The sequence below is a fragment of the Calothrix sp. FACHB-168 genome, assembly GCF_963889195.1.
Taxonomy (GTDB): Bacteria; Cyanobacteriota; Cyanobacteriia; order Cyanobacteriales; family Nostocaceae; genus Aulosira; species Aulosira anomala_A.
The window spans coordinates 37902-57755 of sequence record NZ_CAWPNJ010000030.1; the positions used below are offsets into that span (position 1 = coordinate 37902).

The 19854-nt window shown below is 38.5% G+C and carries 12 protein-coding genes; 3 read left to right on the plus strand and 9 right to left on the minus strand.

Translation table 11 applies throughout. The annotated features are described in order from the left end of the window. Positions 1 to 20: 20 nt before the first annotated feature. The 5 genes from AACW45_RS18365 to AACW45_RS18385 form a co-directional block, all read right to left on the minus strand. Positions 21 to 3800 (minus strand): two-partner secretion domain-containing protein, encoded by a 3780-nt coding sequence (locus AACW45_RS18365; RefSeq protein WP_190628267.1) that lies wholly within the window; start codon positions 3798 to 3800, stop codon positions 21 to 23. A gap of 115 nt (positions 3801 to 3915) precedes the next feature. Beyond that, on the minus strand, positions 3916 to 4713 hold the full coding sequence (locus AACW45_RS18370; protein ID WP_190628268.1) for a DUF928 domain-containing protein: 798 nt from the start codon (positions 4711 to 4713) through the stop codon (positions 3916 to 3918). Positions 4714 to 4786: 73 nt separating this feature from the next. Beyond that, on the minus strand, positions 4787 to 7186 hold the full coding sequence (locus AACW45_RS18375; protein WP_190628270.1) for a CHASE2 domain-containing protein: 2400 nt from the start codon (positions 7184 to 7186) through the stop codon (positions 4787 to 4789). Between the two features lie 254 nt (positions 7187 to 7440). Beyond that, on the minus strand, positions 7441 to 8640 hold the full coding sequence (locus AACW45_RS18380) for a DUF1822 family protein (RefSeq protein ID WP_190628272.1): 1200 nt from the start codon (positions 8638 to 8640) through the stop codon (positions 7441 to 7443). A 154-nt stretch (positions 8641 to 8794) separates the two neighbouring features. Then, positions 8795 to 10324, minus strand: a complete 1530-nt coding sequence (locus AACW45_RS18385) for a hypothetical protein (protein ID WP_190628274.1) — start codon at positions 10322 to 10324, stop codon at positions 8795 to 8797. A gap of 240 nt (positions 10325 to 10564) precedes the next feature. On the opposite strand from AACW45_RS18385, the gene AACW45_RS18390 reads away from it, so the two are divergent. Continuing rightward, on the plus strand, positions 10565 to 11161 hold the full coding sequence (locus tag AACW45_RS18390; protein ID WP_190628276.1) for a Uma2 family endonuclease: 597 nt from the start codon (positions 10565 to 10567) through the stop codon (positions 11159 to 11161). A gap of 40 nt (positions 11162 to 11201) precedes the next feature. On the opposite strand, the gene AACW45_RS18395 is transcribed toward AACW45_RS18390, so the two are convergent. The 4 genes from AACW45_RS18395 to AACW45_RS18410 form a co-directional block, all read right to left on the minus strand. Further along, a complete protein-coding gene (locus tag AACW45_RS18395) occupies positions 11202 to 11780 on the minus strand; it encodes a Uma2 family endonuclease (protein ID WP_190628278.1) in 579 nt (192 codons plus the stop codon). A gap of 153 nt (positions 11781 to 11933) precedes the next feature. Further along, positions 11934 to 12686: a TspO/MBR family protein gene (locus AACW45_RS18400; RefSeq protein ID WP_190628280.1), complete on the minus strand. Its 753-nt coding sequence runs from the start codon at positions 12684 to 12686 to the stop codon at positions 11934 to 11936. 17 nt (positions 12687 to 12703) lie between these two features. After that, a complete protein-coding gene (locus AACW45_RS18405) occupies positions 12704 to 14035 on the minus strand; it encodes an aromatic ring-hydroxylating dioxygenase subunit alpha (protein ID WP_190628281.1) in 1332 nt (443 codons plus the stop codon). Positions 14036 to 14666: 631 nt separating this feature from the next. Continuing rightward, positions 14667 to 15680, minus strand: coding sequence for a zinc-dependent alcohol dehydrogenase family protein (locus AACW45_RS18410; RefSeq protein WP_190628283.1), 1014 nt, complete (start codon positions 15678 to 15680; stop codon positions 14667 to 14669). A 121-nt stretch (positions 15681 to 15801) separates the two neighbouring features. On the opposite strand from AACW45_RS18410, the gene AACW45_RS18415 reads away from it, so the two are divergent. Next, positions 15802 to 18063, plus strand: a complete 2262-nt coding sequence (locus AACW45_RS18415) for a tetratricopeptide repeat protein (protein ID WP_190628285.1) — start codon at positions 15802 to 15804, stop codon at positions 18061 to 18063. 914 nt (positions 18064 to 18977) lie between these two features. After that, positions 18978 to 19685, plus strand: a complete 708-nt coding sequence (locus AACW45_RS18420) for a calcium-binding protein (protein ID WP_190628287.1) — start codon at positions 18978 to 18980, stop codon at positions 19683 to 19685. Positions 19686 to 19854 lie beyond the last annotated feature (169 nt).

Sequence of the window (19854 nt, forward strand, 5' to 3'; positions counted from 1 at the left end):
TACGCGGAGGGTTGGAGGGTTTAATTTTTTGGGTTGTTTAGTGCTGTGTTGCAAGTTGCTGGTTGTTGGGAATGATGATTAGGGTTGGTGGTGGGGAGGTTGGCGCTGAGGGTGAGTTGTCCTTTTTCGTTGATTAACCAACCTGTGGCTTCAATGAGGGGTTGGGGGATTGTGGAAATTGCGGTTTGGTTATTGATGGATGCTGTGGGAGAATTTTCGGTTTTGGGTTTGAGTCTTACCCAATCGACTTGAACTGTGTCGGGATTTAAAATGTCTGTGGGGTTGCTGGGTAAACCACCTCGTCCTGTGATGATAAATTTACCTTGGGTTTGGGTAGGACTGTAACAACCTTCAGCGATTTGGGAATCTACGGGTACTTGTGGTAAGGCGGCTAAACCTCGGCTGGGGTCGATACTATTGATGACGACTTCACCATTTTGTCCGAGACGGGAATCGGCGGAAATATCAACTTCTCCATTCCCGCGAAATTGGGAAAAATCGCCGGGGTTTCGACCAGAAGGGGAAAATTGGGCGATAAATGCCGGGGCGTTAATTGTAATATTACCTCCAGGCCCAGCATCGGCGTTGGCGAGGATGTCGCTATCTTCTAAAACCACAAATACTTGCGATCGCACATCAATGTTACCACCGCCGCCAGTACCGTTAAAGACGCTGGTTGTGATTTCGCTGCTGTTGCGTAGGCGGATATCTGTGGCTTTGATGTTGATATTTCCACCACCAGAAAGGATGGAGGTGGCTGTGATTTGTCCTTGGTTTCCTTGGATTTGGTCGGTAATATCAATAAAGATATCGCCGGCGTTCCCTGTTCCCTCGCTGAGACTATTTAGCCTGCCGGTGTTGGTAAGGAATAGGGAATTGGCTTGTACTTGAATATCGCCGCCTTCTCCTGAGCCAAGTGTGGCGGATGATACATCTGCCCTATCTGTAATTGCTAAATTATCAGTTTGTAGGAGGATTCCGCCGGCGTTACCAGTACTATCTCGTTGGGCTACAGTATAAATCTTACTGTTACCACTGGCTGTGATTGCATCTGAGGCGCGGATATGTAAAAATCCTGCATTTCCAGAACCCAGGATATTAGTAATGATGTTGCTTTGATTTTCGAGATTTAGTTGGCGAGTGTCTATAAATATTGTGCCACCCGAAGCTTTACCAGTACCACTTGTAGATGCTCCTGCATTATTAGCAATATTGACTGATTCTGTAGCGCGGATAGTTAAATTACCAGCGTTACCTTGAATATTGCTTTGTGTATTACCTGCTTCCAGGCTTTCAAAGAGAAACTTACTCATCTCAGGAGGTAATAATTCTATCTGTTGTGCGACTTCCGCTAATTCCGGATTTTGTAAAAACTGATAAATGCTGGGAACATCAGTACTACTAGTAGTGATAAAGCTATCTTTAGCTAACATGTTCAACTTTTGAGTTTCAATGTATACGTTACCAGCACTACCTGTACCAAAAGCAGATGTAGATAGCTGTCCACCCTGAATTAAATTGACAGAATTATCCGCATATAGATTAATATTGCCTCCATTGGCTGTACCTACAGTTTGAGAAGTAATATTACCTTTATTGCTAATTGTTAATGTCCCCGTAAATAGATTTAATTCACCTGCGTTACCAGAACCTATAGAGGTACTAGAAAGGAAACTTAAATTGTCTATATTAATTGATTCTTGAGCGCGGATTGTAACTTTACCACTAGGATATAGAGAAGCAATAGAGCTAGAAGCTAAAGAAGAGCGATTTTGTAAATTTAGATTTTTTGTCTCGATTGAAATGTCACCTGCTGCTCCATTACCTTGCGGTGAAACTGAAGTTATAGCTCCTTGATTGATGACATCTATCGATTCTCTGGCTTGAATTGATAAATTTCCAGCTTTAGATCCAACTCCTAAAGTAGCAATAATAGCAGCATCCTGAACTAATAATTTTTCTGTAAATACAGAAAGATTACCTCCATTGTTTGTCCCTATGTTTTGGGTACTTATTCCCGAACCATCAATCACACCTGTACCAATAATATTAATAGAGTTTTTGGCATTAATTGTGAGATTACCTGCGGTTTCTTGATTTATAGTTGAAATTCCGAGTAATGCTCCATCTAAAATATTGAGTGTTCCTGTCTCAATTTCTAGATTGCCTCCTGCTATAGCACCAAAGTTGTTACTAATTAATTTACTTCCTTCCCCAATAATATTGATGCTTTCTACAGCAGTAATTTTCATATTTCCCACCGTAGTTGCAGCAGAGTTATTAGCACTTAAAATTCCTTGATTCAGAGTGAGATTTTTAGTATTAATTCCTAGATTACCTCCCAGGGAAATAACATTGGCATTAATTGTTATATCCCCTTGCTGTGTATTTAGCTGAATTTGACCACCATTGCTGATAATTTGATTATTCACGAAAATGTTATTACCAGCTTCGGCGGTTATTCCCACACCAGGGAAATAAGTAATTACTGGTGCAGAGAATGTGATATTTTCTGTGGCTTGTAAGGTGACGTTAGCTAAGGCAAAATTAAAGGCATTCGCTAATATTTTCGTGTTACCATCACCACCAATATCGGTATCACTAAAAGCATCAGCATCAGTTAAATTTAAGGTTTCTCCACCAGCAGCGACAATTTCAATATTTGTCGGATCTAATAATAAAGTGCCAATATTACCGTTAGTAGCATTGGTGTCTACTAAGCCGTTGTAATCTAAAGATTGCTTACCAGAAACTTCGACAAAGCCACCATTACCAGAATTTACACCACCACGGGCGCTGATATTACCGTAAAATCTGGTATTGTTATCGCTCCAGACTATGACTCTACCACCATTTCCATTATCAATTGCATCGGCGTTGATGCTGGTATTTTTACCAATAAATGTGCTTGAGGCGTTGGGAACTGTACCTTTTCCTTGAAAATCTCCGCCAATCAAGACTGTACCACCACCACCAACGGCAGAAACCTCTATTTTGGCATTATCTAATAAGCCGATGCGATCGCCAAATATTTCTACTCTCCCACCAGGCGCAGTTATGGTTCCTGTGCTGGTAACTGTGTTTCCTAATAATGTTAAACTTTGTCCTGTACCTACTGTTAAGTTCCCGGCGTTGCTAATATTCCCCTGTATCCCATTCTGCAAACCAGGACGGATTTTTAATGTCAGTAGGGGTGGTGCTTCGGGGTTGGTAGTATTGAATTCTAAGCCGTTGTCAAATACTAAGCTTTTGGCGGTACTGGCGAAAAAGGAACCGCTAATGTCTAGACGCGCATTTTCACCAAAAATAATGCCGTTGGGATTGAGCAAAAATAAGTTAGCATTGCCCAATACGCCAAGTGTACCGAAAATCTGCGAGGGGTTGTTTCCGGTGATGCGCGTCAGAATGTTGGTGACGCTGTGGGGATTTTGGAAGTAAACACCCCTACCCGCATCAATGTTAAATTCCGAGAAGCTGTGAAACAGGTTTGCACCACGTTGGGAACCGCCTGTAATTTGGTCGATTTGGGGGTTGAGGGATTCTACTTTGGTTCCTAAACTATTATCGGGGATGACTTGGGCAAAAGTGCGATCGCTGATTGTAAATATTGTCCCCAGAAAAGTTAAAAGGGCGATGATTAAAGGATTTTTTAGCATTGGTAATAAGGGTTTGGTATTTTTTGCACGCACCAGACGCAGAGATTTAAAAGTGAGATTTATTGAAAGCGGCGGGAAACTCCATCCCCTTGTGGGTGGAGAGGGACAGCCGCCCCGCCGCTTGGGGCATTGGGCATTGGGCATTGGGCATTGGGCATTGGTAATTTCTGCACCATGCCCCATGCCCCATTCCCCATGCCCAAAAACTCCATCCCCGTTCGGCTGACGCTCACGGCGGAAGCCTTGTGGGTGGAGTTTTTCATTCGGTAAATTTGTAAGTTTCGCGAAATTTAGCGTTAGAAATATCGGCTAAATTCACGGTTTTTAATAATTCCAACCAGTCTTGATGAATGATTTCATCCTTGGGGCGATCGCGGTGGAATTCTGCTAATATAGTCAGGCTGTCATACCAGAGATTATTTTCTGCCAAAGTTAAATAATCATCTGGTTTAATATTCTGTTTTAATCCTACCTGTTGAATATAACCATCTACGGAAATATATTCTTCAGATATGGCTGGTTCTTCATTACAATAAACTGTCAAGATCCACTGATATCTTTTACCATTTTTTAAGGCATATTCTGGCTTATTTGGCAATTGCAAGTTGATAATACCAGCTTGACCGGAAAGGATTAATTTTTGGCGAAAAAATTTCTGTTGATTATCTATATCTTGGATTGTAAATTCAGCAAATCTGGCATTAGTTGGTAATTCTGGAACGTAAACCCAAAAAGTAGGAAATTGAGATAAAGTTCTTTCTATAGTAGATTTTTCCATTCCTTCTTCTGTAAATGCTGGTACTAAAGCAGTAATTTGACTCAATTCGCTAGGACATTCACTACGTCCGCCGATTCCCCTCCTTCTCCCCTTTGGTGCGCCGTTGTTGGCTAACTTTCGTCTTTGAAATGTCTGTAATTGTTGGCGATTATTGGGTTGTTGAGTAACTGAATTATTCTCGGCTTGGGCTAAATTTGGTGTAATTGTTAAGGGAATACCTAATAAAGGTAAGCAACAAAAAAATCTAATTATTGGCAATTTTAAATTTTGAATATTCATGATATTTTATTTTTGTTAAATGAGGGTAATTAAAGGTGGGTGTCAATGCTTATAGACGCGATGAATCGCGTCTCTACAATTTTCCTGCTTGTCCTCCTCTTTGAGGCTGATTTAATAAATAAATAACTAAAAAATGAGTAATTATAAATACTAATAACGCTGGAATAAATGGTATCCATCCTGCTGAGAAAAAAATTCGTAAACAGATAGCCCATAAGCTGAAAATGCCGATGGATACTAGCAATATTCTTTGAATAAATGTAAAATTACATATAGCTAACCATGCTCCAAAAATAGACCATAACCACACCCATATCGCTTCTATTTTTAAAGGACACCACCACAATAAAGGTCTTTCTTTTAAAGCTGCACTGATAATTTGACTTATCATCTGTGCTTGAATAAATACTCCTGGTGTTTCTGCTATTAATGGTTGTGTAGAATTACTAAATGGCGTTTTCCATAAATCCTCATTGGCATTAATTTTGTTACGTGCAGTAATCCCAATGAGTATCAAGCGATTTTTGAGTTCATCAATAGGGATGCGATCGCGTAAAATATCTTTGAGAGAAATTTTTTTAGCAATATTATCCGGCGTTTCTTGGGCACGATAATTTAGTAAGATTTGATAACCTAGATAAGGTTGCACATCTAAATCTTGATAACCGCTACTGTGGTTGGTTAATTTGGGAAATATTACATCACCAATTTTTAATTCCCCGCTTGGGGTTACTTCATATTGTTGATTTTGTGGATTTAAATAGTGCAATGCTAATTTGAGTGCAAAAGCATCTTCAGCTTGACACAAAGATGTTTTGTTTTGAGTCATATTCATTAGCTGACGACGAATTGTATGATGCGCATCTTCTACAGCATCACTAAAACCAATTCTTGTGTCTGGAACATTGGGTGGTGGTGCTATTCCATAGGTAAAACCATCATCTTGAGTTGCGCCTTTACAGATAGTATGTAAACGATTGTCTTTTTGAAATCGCGTGGCTATATCTATATATTTAGGATCTGGGGGAATATCGCGATAAATATCTAAGCCAATTGCTTTTGGTTGATATTTATCTAGTTTTTGTAATAGTTCAGCTAATGCGCGATCTGATAGCGACCATCGCATATCCATTTTCTCATTTTCTTGATAGGTAATATCTTCGTCACCAATCGTTACAATTAAAAGGCGATCGTCTGGTTGTTCTGGTAAAATTTGCGATCGCATTTGCATAAAATGGTCAAATGCATGTAATTCTGAAGGTTGCAATAAGCCGATGTAACGCACTCCCATGACTAAGTTGGTGACGATGAAACTTACCAAAATCATCGTTATCAGGGTACGTTTGCGGTGTGGAGTTGTTTGTCTGGTTGGTTGTTGGGGTGGTTGCCAAGTTGATAATTCAGTTGGAGAATTTTGACAAATCACTGGTAACCAACTAGCGCAAGGATGCTCGTTTTCTAATCCTTGCAATCTTTCCCTCGCTCTGCGTACCGCTAGCGTCAAAGATTCACCCTGCGCTAATTCTGCTAAAAAATACTTGAGGAATTCCTGTGCGACTATATTCGGTACATCCTCGCGCATGACGATAATTTGCGGGATGTGTAATTTAGCCAATTGTCGCGCCAAGCCTAAACCATCGCAGGAATTAAAAATTGCTAGCTGTAAACCCTGCTGAATTGCTTGAGATAAGGCATACTCTAACTGAGAGATGTTTAAACTGTGGTTTTCTGGATTTTGATTAATGTAAATCTTGGCTTTGCTGTCTTCTGCTTGACTAGAACTATGTCCAGCAAAAAATAATATATCCCAACTTTGCTGCCATAATTTATCATTAATAGTTTTGCGATCGGGTTCTAATAAGAATGTGGGTGTGATATTCGGGAGTTGGCTTAAGAGATTTTTGTCTGTATTAATATCTATTCCCCGACTATCTCCCAAAATAGCCAGTACCCGCAATTGATTGCTAGATGTTGGCGATTTACCTGCTACCCGCTTTGATTCCAGCAAACTTAAAACTACTTCTGATTGGGGATAATCCGCGACAAATTCCCATAAATGCCAAGGTAAGCGCCACAATAAATCATTGCTAGCTTCAATGACAATCCGTATCTCTTCTGTATAATTTAGCAATGTCCGCAATTTTCTCTCTATATCGCGGAAGGTTTCAGCATTTAGCCAAGAGTTGATTTCTCTTCGTAAGCGTTCACATAAAGTATATAAATCATCTTGGGAAATGTTAGTTAAACCGGCGCTATCAATTTCAATTTTGCTATTGCGGCTTAAACGTTGAGCTAAAGCGCTGTATAAATGTTTCCAATCCCGATAACAGGTAATAATTTCTGGTGCTGGTGGTAAACTGCCAAATAATTGTTGCAATCGTACGCCATCAGTTTCCCATAATTCAGCAGTAATTGAGGGAAATCCCGCCTCAAAACTACCTAGTCCAAAATTGAAGACAACGCGCTTACTCATTGCTAATTCACTATGCAGCTTCAGATTTACCACACATAAATTCAGTGTTAACAATGAGAATCAAAGTAATAAATATTCTCGATTATTTGCTAACCCTAATTTTCCCGTGAGATACTTTTAACCTATACAAGTATATATACGTGTTTTTGGGCGAGAATTTTATGAAGAATAAAAGGCATTACATGAAGATTTCGTCAAATTGCCGAAAAATTAAGACTATACAGTGAAAAGCCTGATAAATCACTACTTGCAGCTTAATTATCATCCTCAATCGCGAATTCTTCTACAAAACTGACATCAGCGATCGCAATTTGAATGTAAAAATTTGTTGCCTTTTCACAGCGAAAATACGGTAATTGAATATAGCTATCTTGTTCTCTAGAAGTCACCGCAGAAAGCTGTTGTGATGAATCTGACAATAAAGCCAAAGTTAAAAAAGCCGGTAATTGTTTTTCACTTCCATAAGGATGCGCTTGTACCAAAACCCCAACCCTACCATCTGCTTCGGGAGTTAGCGCTACTAACAAAATTACAGCTTGCTCTTTGATTTGCAACTGCAAATTTAACAGCTTGGCTTGTTTAATATGTGCGGTATTTCTCACAGTCACTAATTTTGGTTCTGTGGTGAAAAATTCACTCACCGAACACCATCCAGCTTTCATAGACTCGGTAAAATCATTTTTTAACCAATGATGGAGATTTACTAACATCTTTTTGGCTGTTGTCGCAGTGCGATTCATATAAAGTTGTTCTCGCCATTCATCATTCGCTAATAATGCACCCCACTGAGTAAAGGGAATATCTAAACGGGGAGAATAAGGCGATGGCTGACTTAATTTATCGATCAGGGATGCGGCTGTTGTTGGCGATAATAAAGGTAAAGATGGTATATTTGCTGTCTCTGCATCGCAAATTTCTCTCGCCAACAAAATAATATCTAAATCAGGAATCAAATCATGACTCTTAACTGAGTAGGTGCGATAAATTGGATCGTATACACCTTTTTCTTTGAGAGTTTTATGAGTGATATAACCCCAAAGTCGCAGCCAATTCTGTTCTAAGTTGATTTGTACAGGTAAATAATAACTAGCTACAAAATTAGGAATATCAACCCATTCTTGCGGTACAGAAAATTCTGCTGTATCTACTGCATCGTGAGGAATTAATACCAATCGCCTTTCCCCAATAGTTATCGCCGTACCATTAACTAATTCCCAAATACTCGCTAATTCTCTCGCGCTGGGAACTAGATAACTAGAGTCTAACTCCCAATTTTCTTTTAACCAGCGTAAACAGCCATGCAAACAAAGATGATTTATATAAGCATAATGACGAGCCGTTTGATTAGTTTGTAAATTTGTTGCAGCTTCTGCTTGTTTAATTTCAGTTTCTTGACAATCTAGCCAGATATTTTCATCTGTGTAAAGTTGAAATGTTTTACCGTTGATATTCATTGTTAATTTCCTGAATAAATATAGGATTCATATTTGATTTTTGAAAAAAACTCAGTATACTTTGATTCCTTATTCCCTGTTCTCTGTTCCCTGTTCCCTGTTCCCTCCCTACGCAAATAATTTCAGGAATCAAAGCGGATTCCTATATAAAATTCTAATTATTACCAAAATCAGCAGTCTTTAGCCAGTCATCCATTAAATATGCTACTTGCTTGGATGCTATTCCTTCACTAGCTAAAGGCATATTAATTCTAGCGGCAATTTGTGTGACTATATCTAAATTCAGAGTCTCCTTGCCTAATTTTAACTGACGCTCAACTTCTAGCAACGATAAATTGCTTAACTTAGCTATTTGCTCTACATGCATTTGTTGTAGCCAAAATAAGCGCATAATTTCTCGCAATGGAGATGCTAAGGCTTGCAGAGAATTATGCAATAAATTATGCATTAAGCTGTAATAAAAGCCATCCAGATATTCTTGTAAATAAGTTTTTAAATCATTCAGCTTTTCCGAACTTAAATCTATTTTTAAATATTCCTTAGCCCATGTTCCTAAATGACTTAACAATTCCCACAAAGTTTTTTTGTAACGCCGCCCAACAGTAGATTGATTAGCACCAATTTCTACACCGATTTTTTCTTGAGATAAATTTAATCCATGCAAAAAGAGAGGAATTCTTTGTGCTTCTGGTTGCAAACGATCAATTTGGTGAGAAATTTGTTCTCTTAATTGATGAAGATACTCCCTAATTTCATAACGCAGGCTATCATTTCCTTGAATAATTGAATTTTCATCAGGGATTAAATCTAACCATGTTAAAGTTTCTGCATCTTGAGAAATTGGTTCATCTAAAGAAACTTGAGCGAAATCAATATAATTACGAATTGCTTTACCAATTTCTTGTAGCCATTGCTGAATAACTGTTCCATCTACTGTTTGTGGCTGGGGTAATAACTGTGGCAATTGGCGAGAAAACTGCTGATAACGGCTACAAATAGCATCAAAAGCTTGAGGTTGGGGAGAGCTAACATTAATCAATCCTGCATCCTTCGCTTCTTGAAAACATTGCCAGACTAAAGTGTAATGTAAAATAGTCACTTCATTAAGTCCCAGACGTTGTAAAACCGTAACTACTCGCGTTTTAGTCACCCTAGCCGCTAATCCTAAATCACTTCTTTGAAATGTTCTCAAGCCTTCGATTTCGCGCAATTTATCGCAGAGAAAGCCTGTGATTCTCTTATTAACATATTTGGCGAATTTGTAATACCATATATGTAATTCTAAATTTTCATATTCTGGATATTTCCACAAATTATCTAAACATTTTTCTGGCGCTAAAGCACTAGTTAAAGAAATTTGCAATAATTCATGGAATAAAGTATCACGATCTAAATCTACTCTCGCCGATATTTTGACGATATTTGTTCTAGTTTCCCAAGCCGCTTTATAGCTAAATCTTGATAAAAAAGCGCTCCAAACTCTTCTATTTAACTTTTTTTGTGGGTCATTTTGAAAATTATGTAAAATAATTTTTACCAGTTCTGGTTTACTAATATTAGGTTTTTGGTTAACTAAATTATGAATATATTGTTGTAATTGTTGATCTACTTGCCAAAAAATATATTTTTGTCCTTTTGCATCTTCTTTTAGCAAAGGGAATGTAAAAAATTCTGCAAATATCATTTAACCTGTCTCCTGTTAACCAAAGTAAAGTAGTATATATTTTTTTACCTAAATTTACAGACGATTTCCTGCATAATTAACTATAAATGCCAATTATGCCTTAATCACTATATTGGGACAGAAACCAAAAATCATGCACTGCGATCGCAAAATTGGATCATCAGGCGAACATCAGGAGCAAGGGAGACTCTATACTAAAATTAGCGATCGCTAGATTATGCCTATACAGGAAGTGTTGTTATGAGCATCCCAGTTGTAGAGCAATTCACCGCAGAAAAACTGGTAACTCTCAAGGATGTTTCGTGGGAGCAATTTAAAGGAATTGAAGCACAGTTACAGGACAACCGCAATGTCCGACTGTCTTATTTGTCAGGGATATTAGAAATTATGGCTCCGATTGGTGAGAAGCATGAGAAAGTGAAAAGAACTTTTAGCTATCTGCTAGAAGCTTACATGAAATACAAAGGAATCCGGTTTTACGGTCGTGGCGGATTTACACTGGAAGAACCAGGGTATGCTTCTGGTACACCGGATGAGTCTTATAGTATTGGTACAGAAAAAGAAGTACCTGATATTGTGATTGAAGTTATTGTATCTAGCGGTACAATTAACAGAACAGATTTATATAAACCAAAAAAAGTGCCTGAGGTTTGGTTTTGGAAATCTCACGAAATTAAAATATTCCGTCTGACTGAAGATGGCGAGTATCAAGAAGTCAACCGGAGTGGGTTTTTTCCAGATTTAGACCCTGCATTACTGCTACAATATATTGCTATGCCCGATCAATATGATGCGATCGCAGAATTTGAGAAGGTGATTCGCAATCAATTAGTTTGAAAATGGGCATTGGCTGAGTTGAAATTCTGCCTGCTTGTCTTTACTTCCAGACTAATTGCAAACTTAAAATAAATCCAGGTAAGACATCTTCTCCTGATAATTCTGTTGGTGATTCTAATAATTCTTTTGCTTTACCCAAATGATAAATTTCGACTTGACGCATTTTGGGATTAATTAACCATCCTAATTTCACGCCATTATCTATATATTCTTGCATTTTTGTTTGCGTTTCTGACAAACTATCGCTTGGTGACATTAACTCTAAAACAAAATCTGGTGCAATCGGTGGGAACTTTTCTTTCTCTTCCAGTGTAAGTGTGTTCCATCTATCTTTTTGAATCCAAGCAACATCAGGAGAACGATTAGCACCATTTGCAAGTTTAAAACAGGTGGAGGAATCAAAACATATTCCTAGTTGAGTTTGGCGATTCCAAATTACAAAATCAGCATTAATTTCTGAGTTGCAATTTCCAGTTTCTCCACCTGTAGGTGACATAATCAAAATTTCTCCATTAGCGTTGCGCTCAAATTTAACCTCAGGGTTTTCTCGACAAAGTTCATAAAATTGATTGTCGGTAAGTTGAATGATGCGGTTCAAGTTGACGGTGATAGCTGACATAGCGCTGATATGGGTGATGATACCAACATTTTAGAATATGGAATTATAGAGCGATCGCTCTTGGTAAATTCCAGATTCCTCTTGCTTTTCTGGAGAGCGATCGCTTAATTTAAACTGATGTGACAAAAGATAATCAGAATCAACCTGGCATCATTAACTTACCACAGGTGTTCTTTTTAATGGATACAGTGGCTCAGAGCCATTTAATTGCCAAATCCTCAATACTAATACAGCAGCGACAGTCAGCCACACACAAGAAAATGATAAAATCATCCCCGCTACTGGATTAGTTTGCCAATAAATTGCTGTTACTACTAAAGCAGATAACCAAGGGCCGAAAATAACTACAGGAACAGCTGCGCCTAATCTGCGTTCTACAGTAAAAATTGTATTCCAAGTATCACCAAAAGCCAGATGTACGACAAATAAAATGAACGGTAAAACTAAAAATTGGTGGTTCATTTCTTGCCAAACCAAAACAGAAGAAATTACCCGCAATACAGCAATTATCATCCAGACTATTGGAAATACTAACGGTGCAGGAGACCATTTTGGTCTAATTACTTGGTCGTAAGTCTGACGAGAACGGGTATTATCTAAAAGCGAAAAAATGCGCGAACGGAGACTGAATACAGCAAACAATAAGCTAGTCAATACAGTACTAACCCAACTAGGAACAGCAGAATTACTATCAAGTAAATTGACTAATTTTTCCATTCCTAGTAACACCAACAGCATAGTTACTATTTGTAAGATAGTCCCTAGTTTATAAACTACAACTGCGTTGATATCTAGTTCTTGTGTATTAGCTATTGCTGTATTTGCAGATTGTTGATTTGCAACTTTTACCCCCATCACTGTATTCACAAATTTTTCCAGAATTCCCATGTTATTTGATTGATTCATCACCAAATCCTTAACTTCTATCTCTGCGCATGGATGTAATCTACAAAGTAAAACTTCGGAGTTAGCCAGAATTTTAACCCAGCATAAGCTCCTAAACTCAACAGTGCTGTGACAATTAGAGGTAAACCCAGCTGCAATTTTAGCGAATCTTCCAGCAGCGCCACAGCGCAAACAGTAATAGCAAAGTAAATTAACATTCCTATCTGCAAGCGTTGTATAACTTTCAGCGCTCGCCGACAACTACTGCAATGCTGGGTATGCTGTTTGTAACGATCTAAAACTTGTTCTCGATTGTCATTAATCTGCCGAATTTCGGGAATGCTAATCCCTACTTCATTCCAAGGTAACTGTCCCTGACAATATTTATCAAACCAATTGCGATATTCAATTACTAACCTATCTGCACTTGTGGGTAGGTTAAAAGCAGTTTTCCAGCTTTGAGACGATCGCGTCTGTTGAAGAAAATACTCTTGCTGTTGTAACAGTATCATATCTCCATCAATTACTTCATTGCGTTCGCTAATATGATCCCACCAACGAGGGCGCAGACGGTGAAGTTTTTGGGCAAAGTTTCGCGGAAATTGGGCAATAATCCGAGATTTACCTGGAGATACGGGGATGCAATAGGTGACAAGTCCTATCTGCTTTCCAGAGTTATCAAACTTGATTGTATACTCTAAGCGACAAGGCGGTTCAAAGATAATTTTGGTTTCAAACCTTCCCTCAGCACTAGCTTCAATCAAATTGGGAGTTGATTGGACAATTTTAATCGGTATTGGTCTAGCTTTAGCGCGATCGCCTTGGATGCCATGATGGGCAAATGGCACATGACTCGGATCTGCTACATTTTCAATTAGGATTTGCCAATCATATTCTAAATCTCGCACGTAAGAATACCACACAAAACCTTTAGTAGCATCTACTTGTGGTGATAAAGGTAAAGGTGTATTAGCTGCTTTTTCTCTAGATTTTACATCCGGCCAAACCCAAAGTAAACCCTGTTCTTGACGTACTGGTAGGGTGACAGCACATAAATTTTCGAGATTTTTGCTCAACAATTCGGGATTTTCTGCTTGGGGAATATGAGTGCATATTCCTTGCTCATCAAATTGCCAACCATGATAGCTACACATTAAATTTCCCGTTTTCTCATCAATGCGTCCCTCACTTAGAGGTGCAAGGCGATGGGGACATTTATCTAAAAAGACGCGGAAAGTTGCAGATGATTTGGGTTTCCAGATAACTAAACGCAGTCCTAAAAGTGTAACCGCAGTTGGTTTTTCTACAAATAAATCTTCAATTGGTGAGAGCGGATACCACTGTTGAAAAAAGTTAAATTCAGGTTCCATTTGACTCATACTTTGATTAAAGGAAATTTGTGCCAGTTTCTTTGGCTAAACCACATCTATTTTGAGAACCATAGTTTTAAAAGTAGTGGGAGCATCTTGCTCCCTGATCTTCGTAGCGGGCAAGACTTCGGCGTGAGCGCTCAGTCGAACGCTGCCCGCACTCCAGTTTTAAAAATGGACGAAGTTTATCTTTATTTCAAAATAGTTGCTTAAGATAATTATATATCTATTTAACATTCTTAAATATCAAAAAAACAAATAATTTAGATACATCAAAATTTCAGGCAGTTTAATCTTTATTTTTATCTGGTTTTCATATCTATTAAAATCAGGATTTTTTAATTATTTTTATATTTTATAATATAATTTATGAATATTAATATCTATATAATCAAATTAAATATGACCTATATCATAATTTTAATTACTGCTAAACAATGTTCTAATTTCACCAACCATAGATAATTGCTAAAGTTACAGATTGAAAAATCAAAAACTCCACACATGTATCGGATTAGTAGGGGCGGGTTTATTTAGATCATCATTGATTGGCGAAGATATCTGTAAACCCGCCCCTACTGACTAATGACTAATGACCAATGACCAATTTAATTACGCCGACCCAATTATCTTAATCTAGTTCAATCACAACTTTACCAAAGTGAGCGCCACTTTTGAGATAATTATATGCAGCTTTCACTTCAGAAAAGGGAAAGACTCTATCAATAACTGGCTGTAATTGATTTTCTTGAATGGCGTGATTCATTGCCTCAAACATTTTGCGACTGCCCACATAAATACCTTGAACTGTTATACTTTTAACGAGTATGGGCATCGGGTCAATCGCATCATTTCTTCCTGAGAGTACGCCAATTAAGCTCACACGCCCGCCAATACGCACTGCTTGTAAAGATTTTGGTAATGTACCTGTACCGCCTACTTCCACAACATGATCTACACCTGTGCGATTAGTTAGTTCGTAAACTTGCTTTTCCCAATCTGGGGTTATTTTAGTATTAATTGTTTCGTCTGCGCCTAAATTCTTCGCTTTAGCTAATTTCCCATCGCTACTAGAAGTTATAATGACTCTGGCACCGTATAATTTAGCAAACAACAGCGCAAAAATAGAGACTCCACCTGTACCCAGAACTAAGACGCTGTTACCTTCAGTAATATTACCTTTGGTAACTAGGGCATGCCAAGCTGTCACGGCTGCACAAGGTAAAGTTGCACCTTGAATATAGGAGAGATGGTCAGGTAAGATAACTAAGCCATCTTGGTGTAAAACGACATACTCAGCCAACATACCATCGATAGCACCGCCTAAATCAGACTTCATCGCTGCTCTGGTTAAAGCGCCAGCAATCCAATCTTGAAAGAAAGTACCCGCGACGCGATCGCCAATTTTGACTCTGGTTACTCCTGGTGCGATCGCCACAACTTCCCCCGCGCCATCAGATAGGGGAATTAAAGGATATTTTACCCCCGTACCATAAGCCCCTTCAGCCACCATTAAATCACGGTAATTCAGAGATACAGCTTTAACTTTAATTAAAACTTGTCCCACACTTAGCTGAGGTTCTGGGCGATCGCTGAATGTGAGTGCATCAATTCCCGTATTACTTGCTAGTACATATGCTTTCATCACTTTACTCCTGGGTAAAAAGCAAAAAAAAAGATAATTTTGCTAATTTTTCGTAATCGCCAAAAATCAGCTTGTAGATCCACATCGTGAATCAAGTAAAACCTAAAACTAAAATTCCTCTATGACTATTGCTTATTCTCAGTTCACAGTTCCGTCACTTTCATTTGCACTATTATTAAGCGCTGTCAGTGTTCCCTTTTCATCACGAATATTAGATCGACTGAAACAGCAACGCGAGCAACAACAGCAAAAATTACTCGAACAAATTACTCTTCTCGATTCTTTACTTGCACAAGATGATTCTGATAGTCAGACTGAGAAAGCAATTAGGCAACTGCAGCAAATTCTACATAATTCCCGAAAAATTGCCAAGCCAGAGTTTAGTTTAACTCTACTTAATACTATTATCAATACTTACGATACAACCGATTGGCTGTTAGGGAAAGTAATTAACAGAGTCAAACCACAGCACAAAAAGTCAGCAACAAAGCTAATGATGTTAGTGGTACACCTCACTCAAATGTTGGGACAGCCTTATTTGCCAGAAAAGACGATAATGTTAACCAAGCTTGCTAATTATTGGCAAAGAATTGGCGAACAAAAAGCCGCTTTGCACTTGCTAGCAGCAGCATTCAAAATTAGTCAGCTTGCACCCAGATTAGAATTGCAAATTAGGTTACTAGTACCCATAGCTCAAGAATACCTAAAACTCCAGCAAACTGCTCAAGCAGAAGAAATTCTAGCAAAGTCACTGCAGATTGCGCAACAAATTCAGCCTGAATATCAAGCAGATAAAAGTATAGCACTAGCAGATATTGCTAGTGCTTATATAAAACTGGGTAAAATAGATGTGGCTTTAGAAATTGCCAAATCTATTCCTGAGCTATACTATCGTGCTTATGCAATTGATTTAGTGGCATTGCACTTAGCAGAAACTAATCAATTAGCCGCAGCTCTAGAACTAGCACAAACGATAGAAATAGTTGAAATTAAAGGACAAAGATTATTAGAAATTTCTCTCATTTATGCCAAAAGAGGAGAGGAAGAATTAGCCAATCAGGTATTTGCAACAGCACTCGCTGGATTTACTCCAGAACAAGAATATGCTAAAGGAAATTTAATTCAAATTTATGCACAACGCGGACAAATAGATGCAGCTTATTTAGTAGCATCACAGCTAAAAAATCCCGAAGTTTTAGCATTAACTTTAGGCATTATCGCCATAGAATATATGAATTCTGGCAAAAAAGAAGTTGCTGACAAAGTTATTGCCCAAATTCTCACCCTGATTCAAACTTCAGAAACTGCCGAGCAAATGGGCAGCATTTATAGCATATTAGGAAATGCTGTTGCTGCTAAACAATATCAGCTAGCTTTCGATTTAGTTATTGCTGTTAAACATCCTAATTTCATGGATAAAGCAGCTTGGATGTTATACATTGGCGAAGCTGCAATTCAAAATGGAGAATTAGAAATTATATTAAGATTTGCGCAAAGTTTAGAACCCAGCTATATTGATGAGCGCAATCAGTTATTGCAGAAAATAGCTGTAGTTTACGCCCAAACCCAGCAAATGGAAAAAGCCCTAGCTTTAGTAGAGCAAATCGATAATTCTGGGACTTTACCCTATCAAATCGAGACTTTAGCCGTAATTGCGACAGTTAATGGTAAAATTGCAGAAAGCGATCGCCTATTGACACAAGCGATCGCCGATGCGAGAAAATTAGAATTAAAACCCCAAGCCTTAGCCTTGACGATAGTTGCGCGAGAACTGTTAAAAATCAACAATTCCAAGCTAGCAGATGAACTTTTAACAGCAGCCATACAATTAGCTACCAGCGAACAAGATACAGCTGTACGCGAATCTCTGCTATTAAAAATGGAAGAATTGTTGATGACAGCACAACAATATCTCGCAGCTTTACAAGTTTTACAAGCCAACCCCACAGACACCCAAGAGTCGAAATTAACCTCACTAGTTTATTTACTAGTAGATAATGGCAATGAAACAATTGACATCCCCGAAATTTACCAACAAATCAAAAATCCTGAAATTAGAACTACTGGCTTAATTAGCATTGCTGAAAGTTATATCCGCCAGCAAAAAAAGCCTTTAGCATCAGAAATTCTCGACTTAGCTTTTGCAGCTGCTAAAACCATCCCCGGTGAAGAATCCCGCGTTTGGACTTTTGGCGCAGATGCCAATGGTTTACCAACTACTATTGTTGAAGATGACTATGACAGAGGTAGTTCTTTAGAAAAAATAGCGCTGTTCAAAGCTCAAATTGGCTACTATCAACAAGCTTTACAAATCGCCCAAGTGCTAGAAGATAAAGCAACTCGCGATAAATTATTAACAAAGCTAGCAGAATATAAAAAATAGTTAACTCCTCTCTTCATTCCCAATTCTTAAAACCTAGTTTTGTAGGGTGTGTTACGCCGCAGGCTAACGCACCTTTAATTTTTACTCGTGGGTTTACAAGATAATACCAATTTGAAACCATGCTACAGATTCTAGGTAGATAACAATGTTGCGCTATCTAAAATATATTAAGGCATCAAGTAAAAATAAGTAGTGCGTTCGCGTAGCGTGTCCGTAGGACAAACATCTTGCTCGCGCGGGCAAGACTTCGGCGTGAGCGCTCAGTCGAACGCTGCCCGCACTACAAATATTAAATTGTTCAACTTATTTTTACACGACTCCTAATGTCAGAGGTTGTTTGAAAAATTTTTAATTGCGTGGATTCCGAAATCAAAAAGTTGATATTAAATGCGATCGCAGTCCATATTAACTCTTAATTTTCCCAATTTGCTTATAAATGTCTCAATGTGCTATAGTTCAGATAAGAATGGAAAATCCGTCCTATATCTCCTAAAAAACTATGCTAAGAGAGTAATTAGGAGATTTAAGTACAAGTACGAAGCAAGCTAGAAATAGCTAATTCAGGGGAATTACGAGCGTTCCTACCAGATAATCTCTGCCACAAAATTTAAACAATCTTTAAAGAATGTCTTGAGTCTTTTTTTAACTATGGGCAACTTAGACTTTGAAAGTTGAAAAACGGCATCATGCCTTGAGAGGTTGTTTAAACGGTAGTTAGCTGCAATTTTGCGCACCGAGCAATCCCTCCAATCTTACTGAAAAAGAGGGGGATAAAACAACCCTAGCTATTGTCCACAGGGTAACAAGGGTGCGGATTTAGGGGAATCTAGAACGACTAATCAGAGGATTTTGAAAACACCCTCAAAGACTTACTTAGCGACAACAAGCATTTCTGAAAATCCAGGAAATTACCCATGTTTGCAGCAAATAGTACAAATATGCAGCCTTTAGACGCTAAAAATAGCAGTCTTGTTAATCCCACTCCAGCAAGTATATTAGACTCCAGCTTGGATCTGAGCGTCCTTAGTACAGACAATCTATTTACTAGCAAGTCTAGCAGTAGTGATGCAAGCTTATCAGATTTGACAATCTATCAAAAATCATCGCCGTTTCAAGGTAGTGAATATACTCAAGAAAACACAAACGACAGCTTGAAAGTATACAACACTGATGATGTCCTCATCACTAGCAACGGCGATGATAACCTTATCGGTACCAGCAGTAATGATATCCTCGAAGGTGCTAACGGTAATGACACCCTCATAGGTATGGGTGGTAACGATCTTTTGTATGGTGGAAATGGTGACGATCGTCTTGACGGTTATGAAACTAGTGGTACAGAATATGACACTCTAGTTGGTGGTGCTGGGTATGATACTTTCGTAATTGGTGGTGACTGGGGAGTTTCATACCAAGGCGATGGTTTTGCCATTATTACTGACTGGAATGGGCAGAACGATTATATTGAAGCTATTGGTAGTTCTAGTCAATATACACTAGTGTCAGAAAACTGGTCTGGTAGTTTGGCTTCTGATACGGCGGTTTACTTTGGTGATGATTTGATTTGTGTGATCCAAGACTCAACCGATGTCAACTTTGAGCGGGATTTCCAATTTGTCTAAAGGGGCTTAGGGGTTAGGGGCTAGGGCGTGTTTTCATGTTTGGTTCTCATACCAATCCACGTTCTAATACGTAATAAAGGTAGGGGCGGGGTTTCCCCGCCCTGGTGAGGGTTTCAATGTTACGTTTTAGATTGCAGTTTGGTATAAATTGAAAATCAGGACTATACCC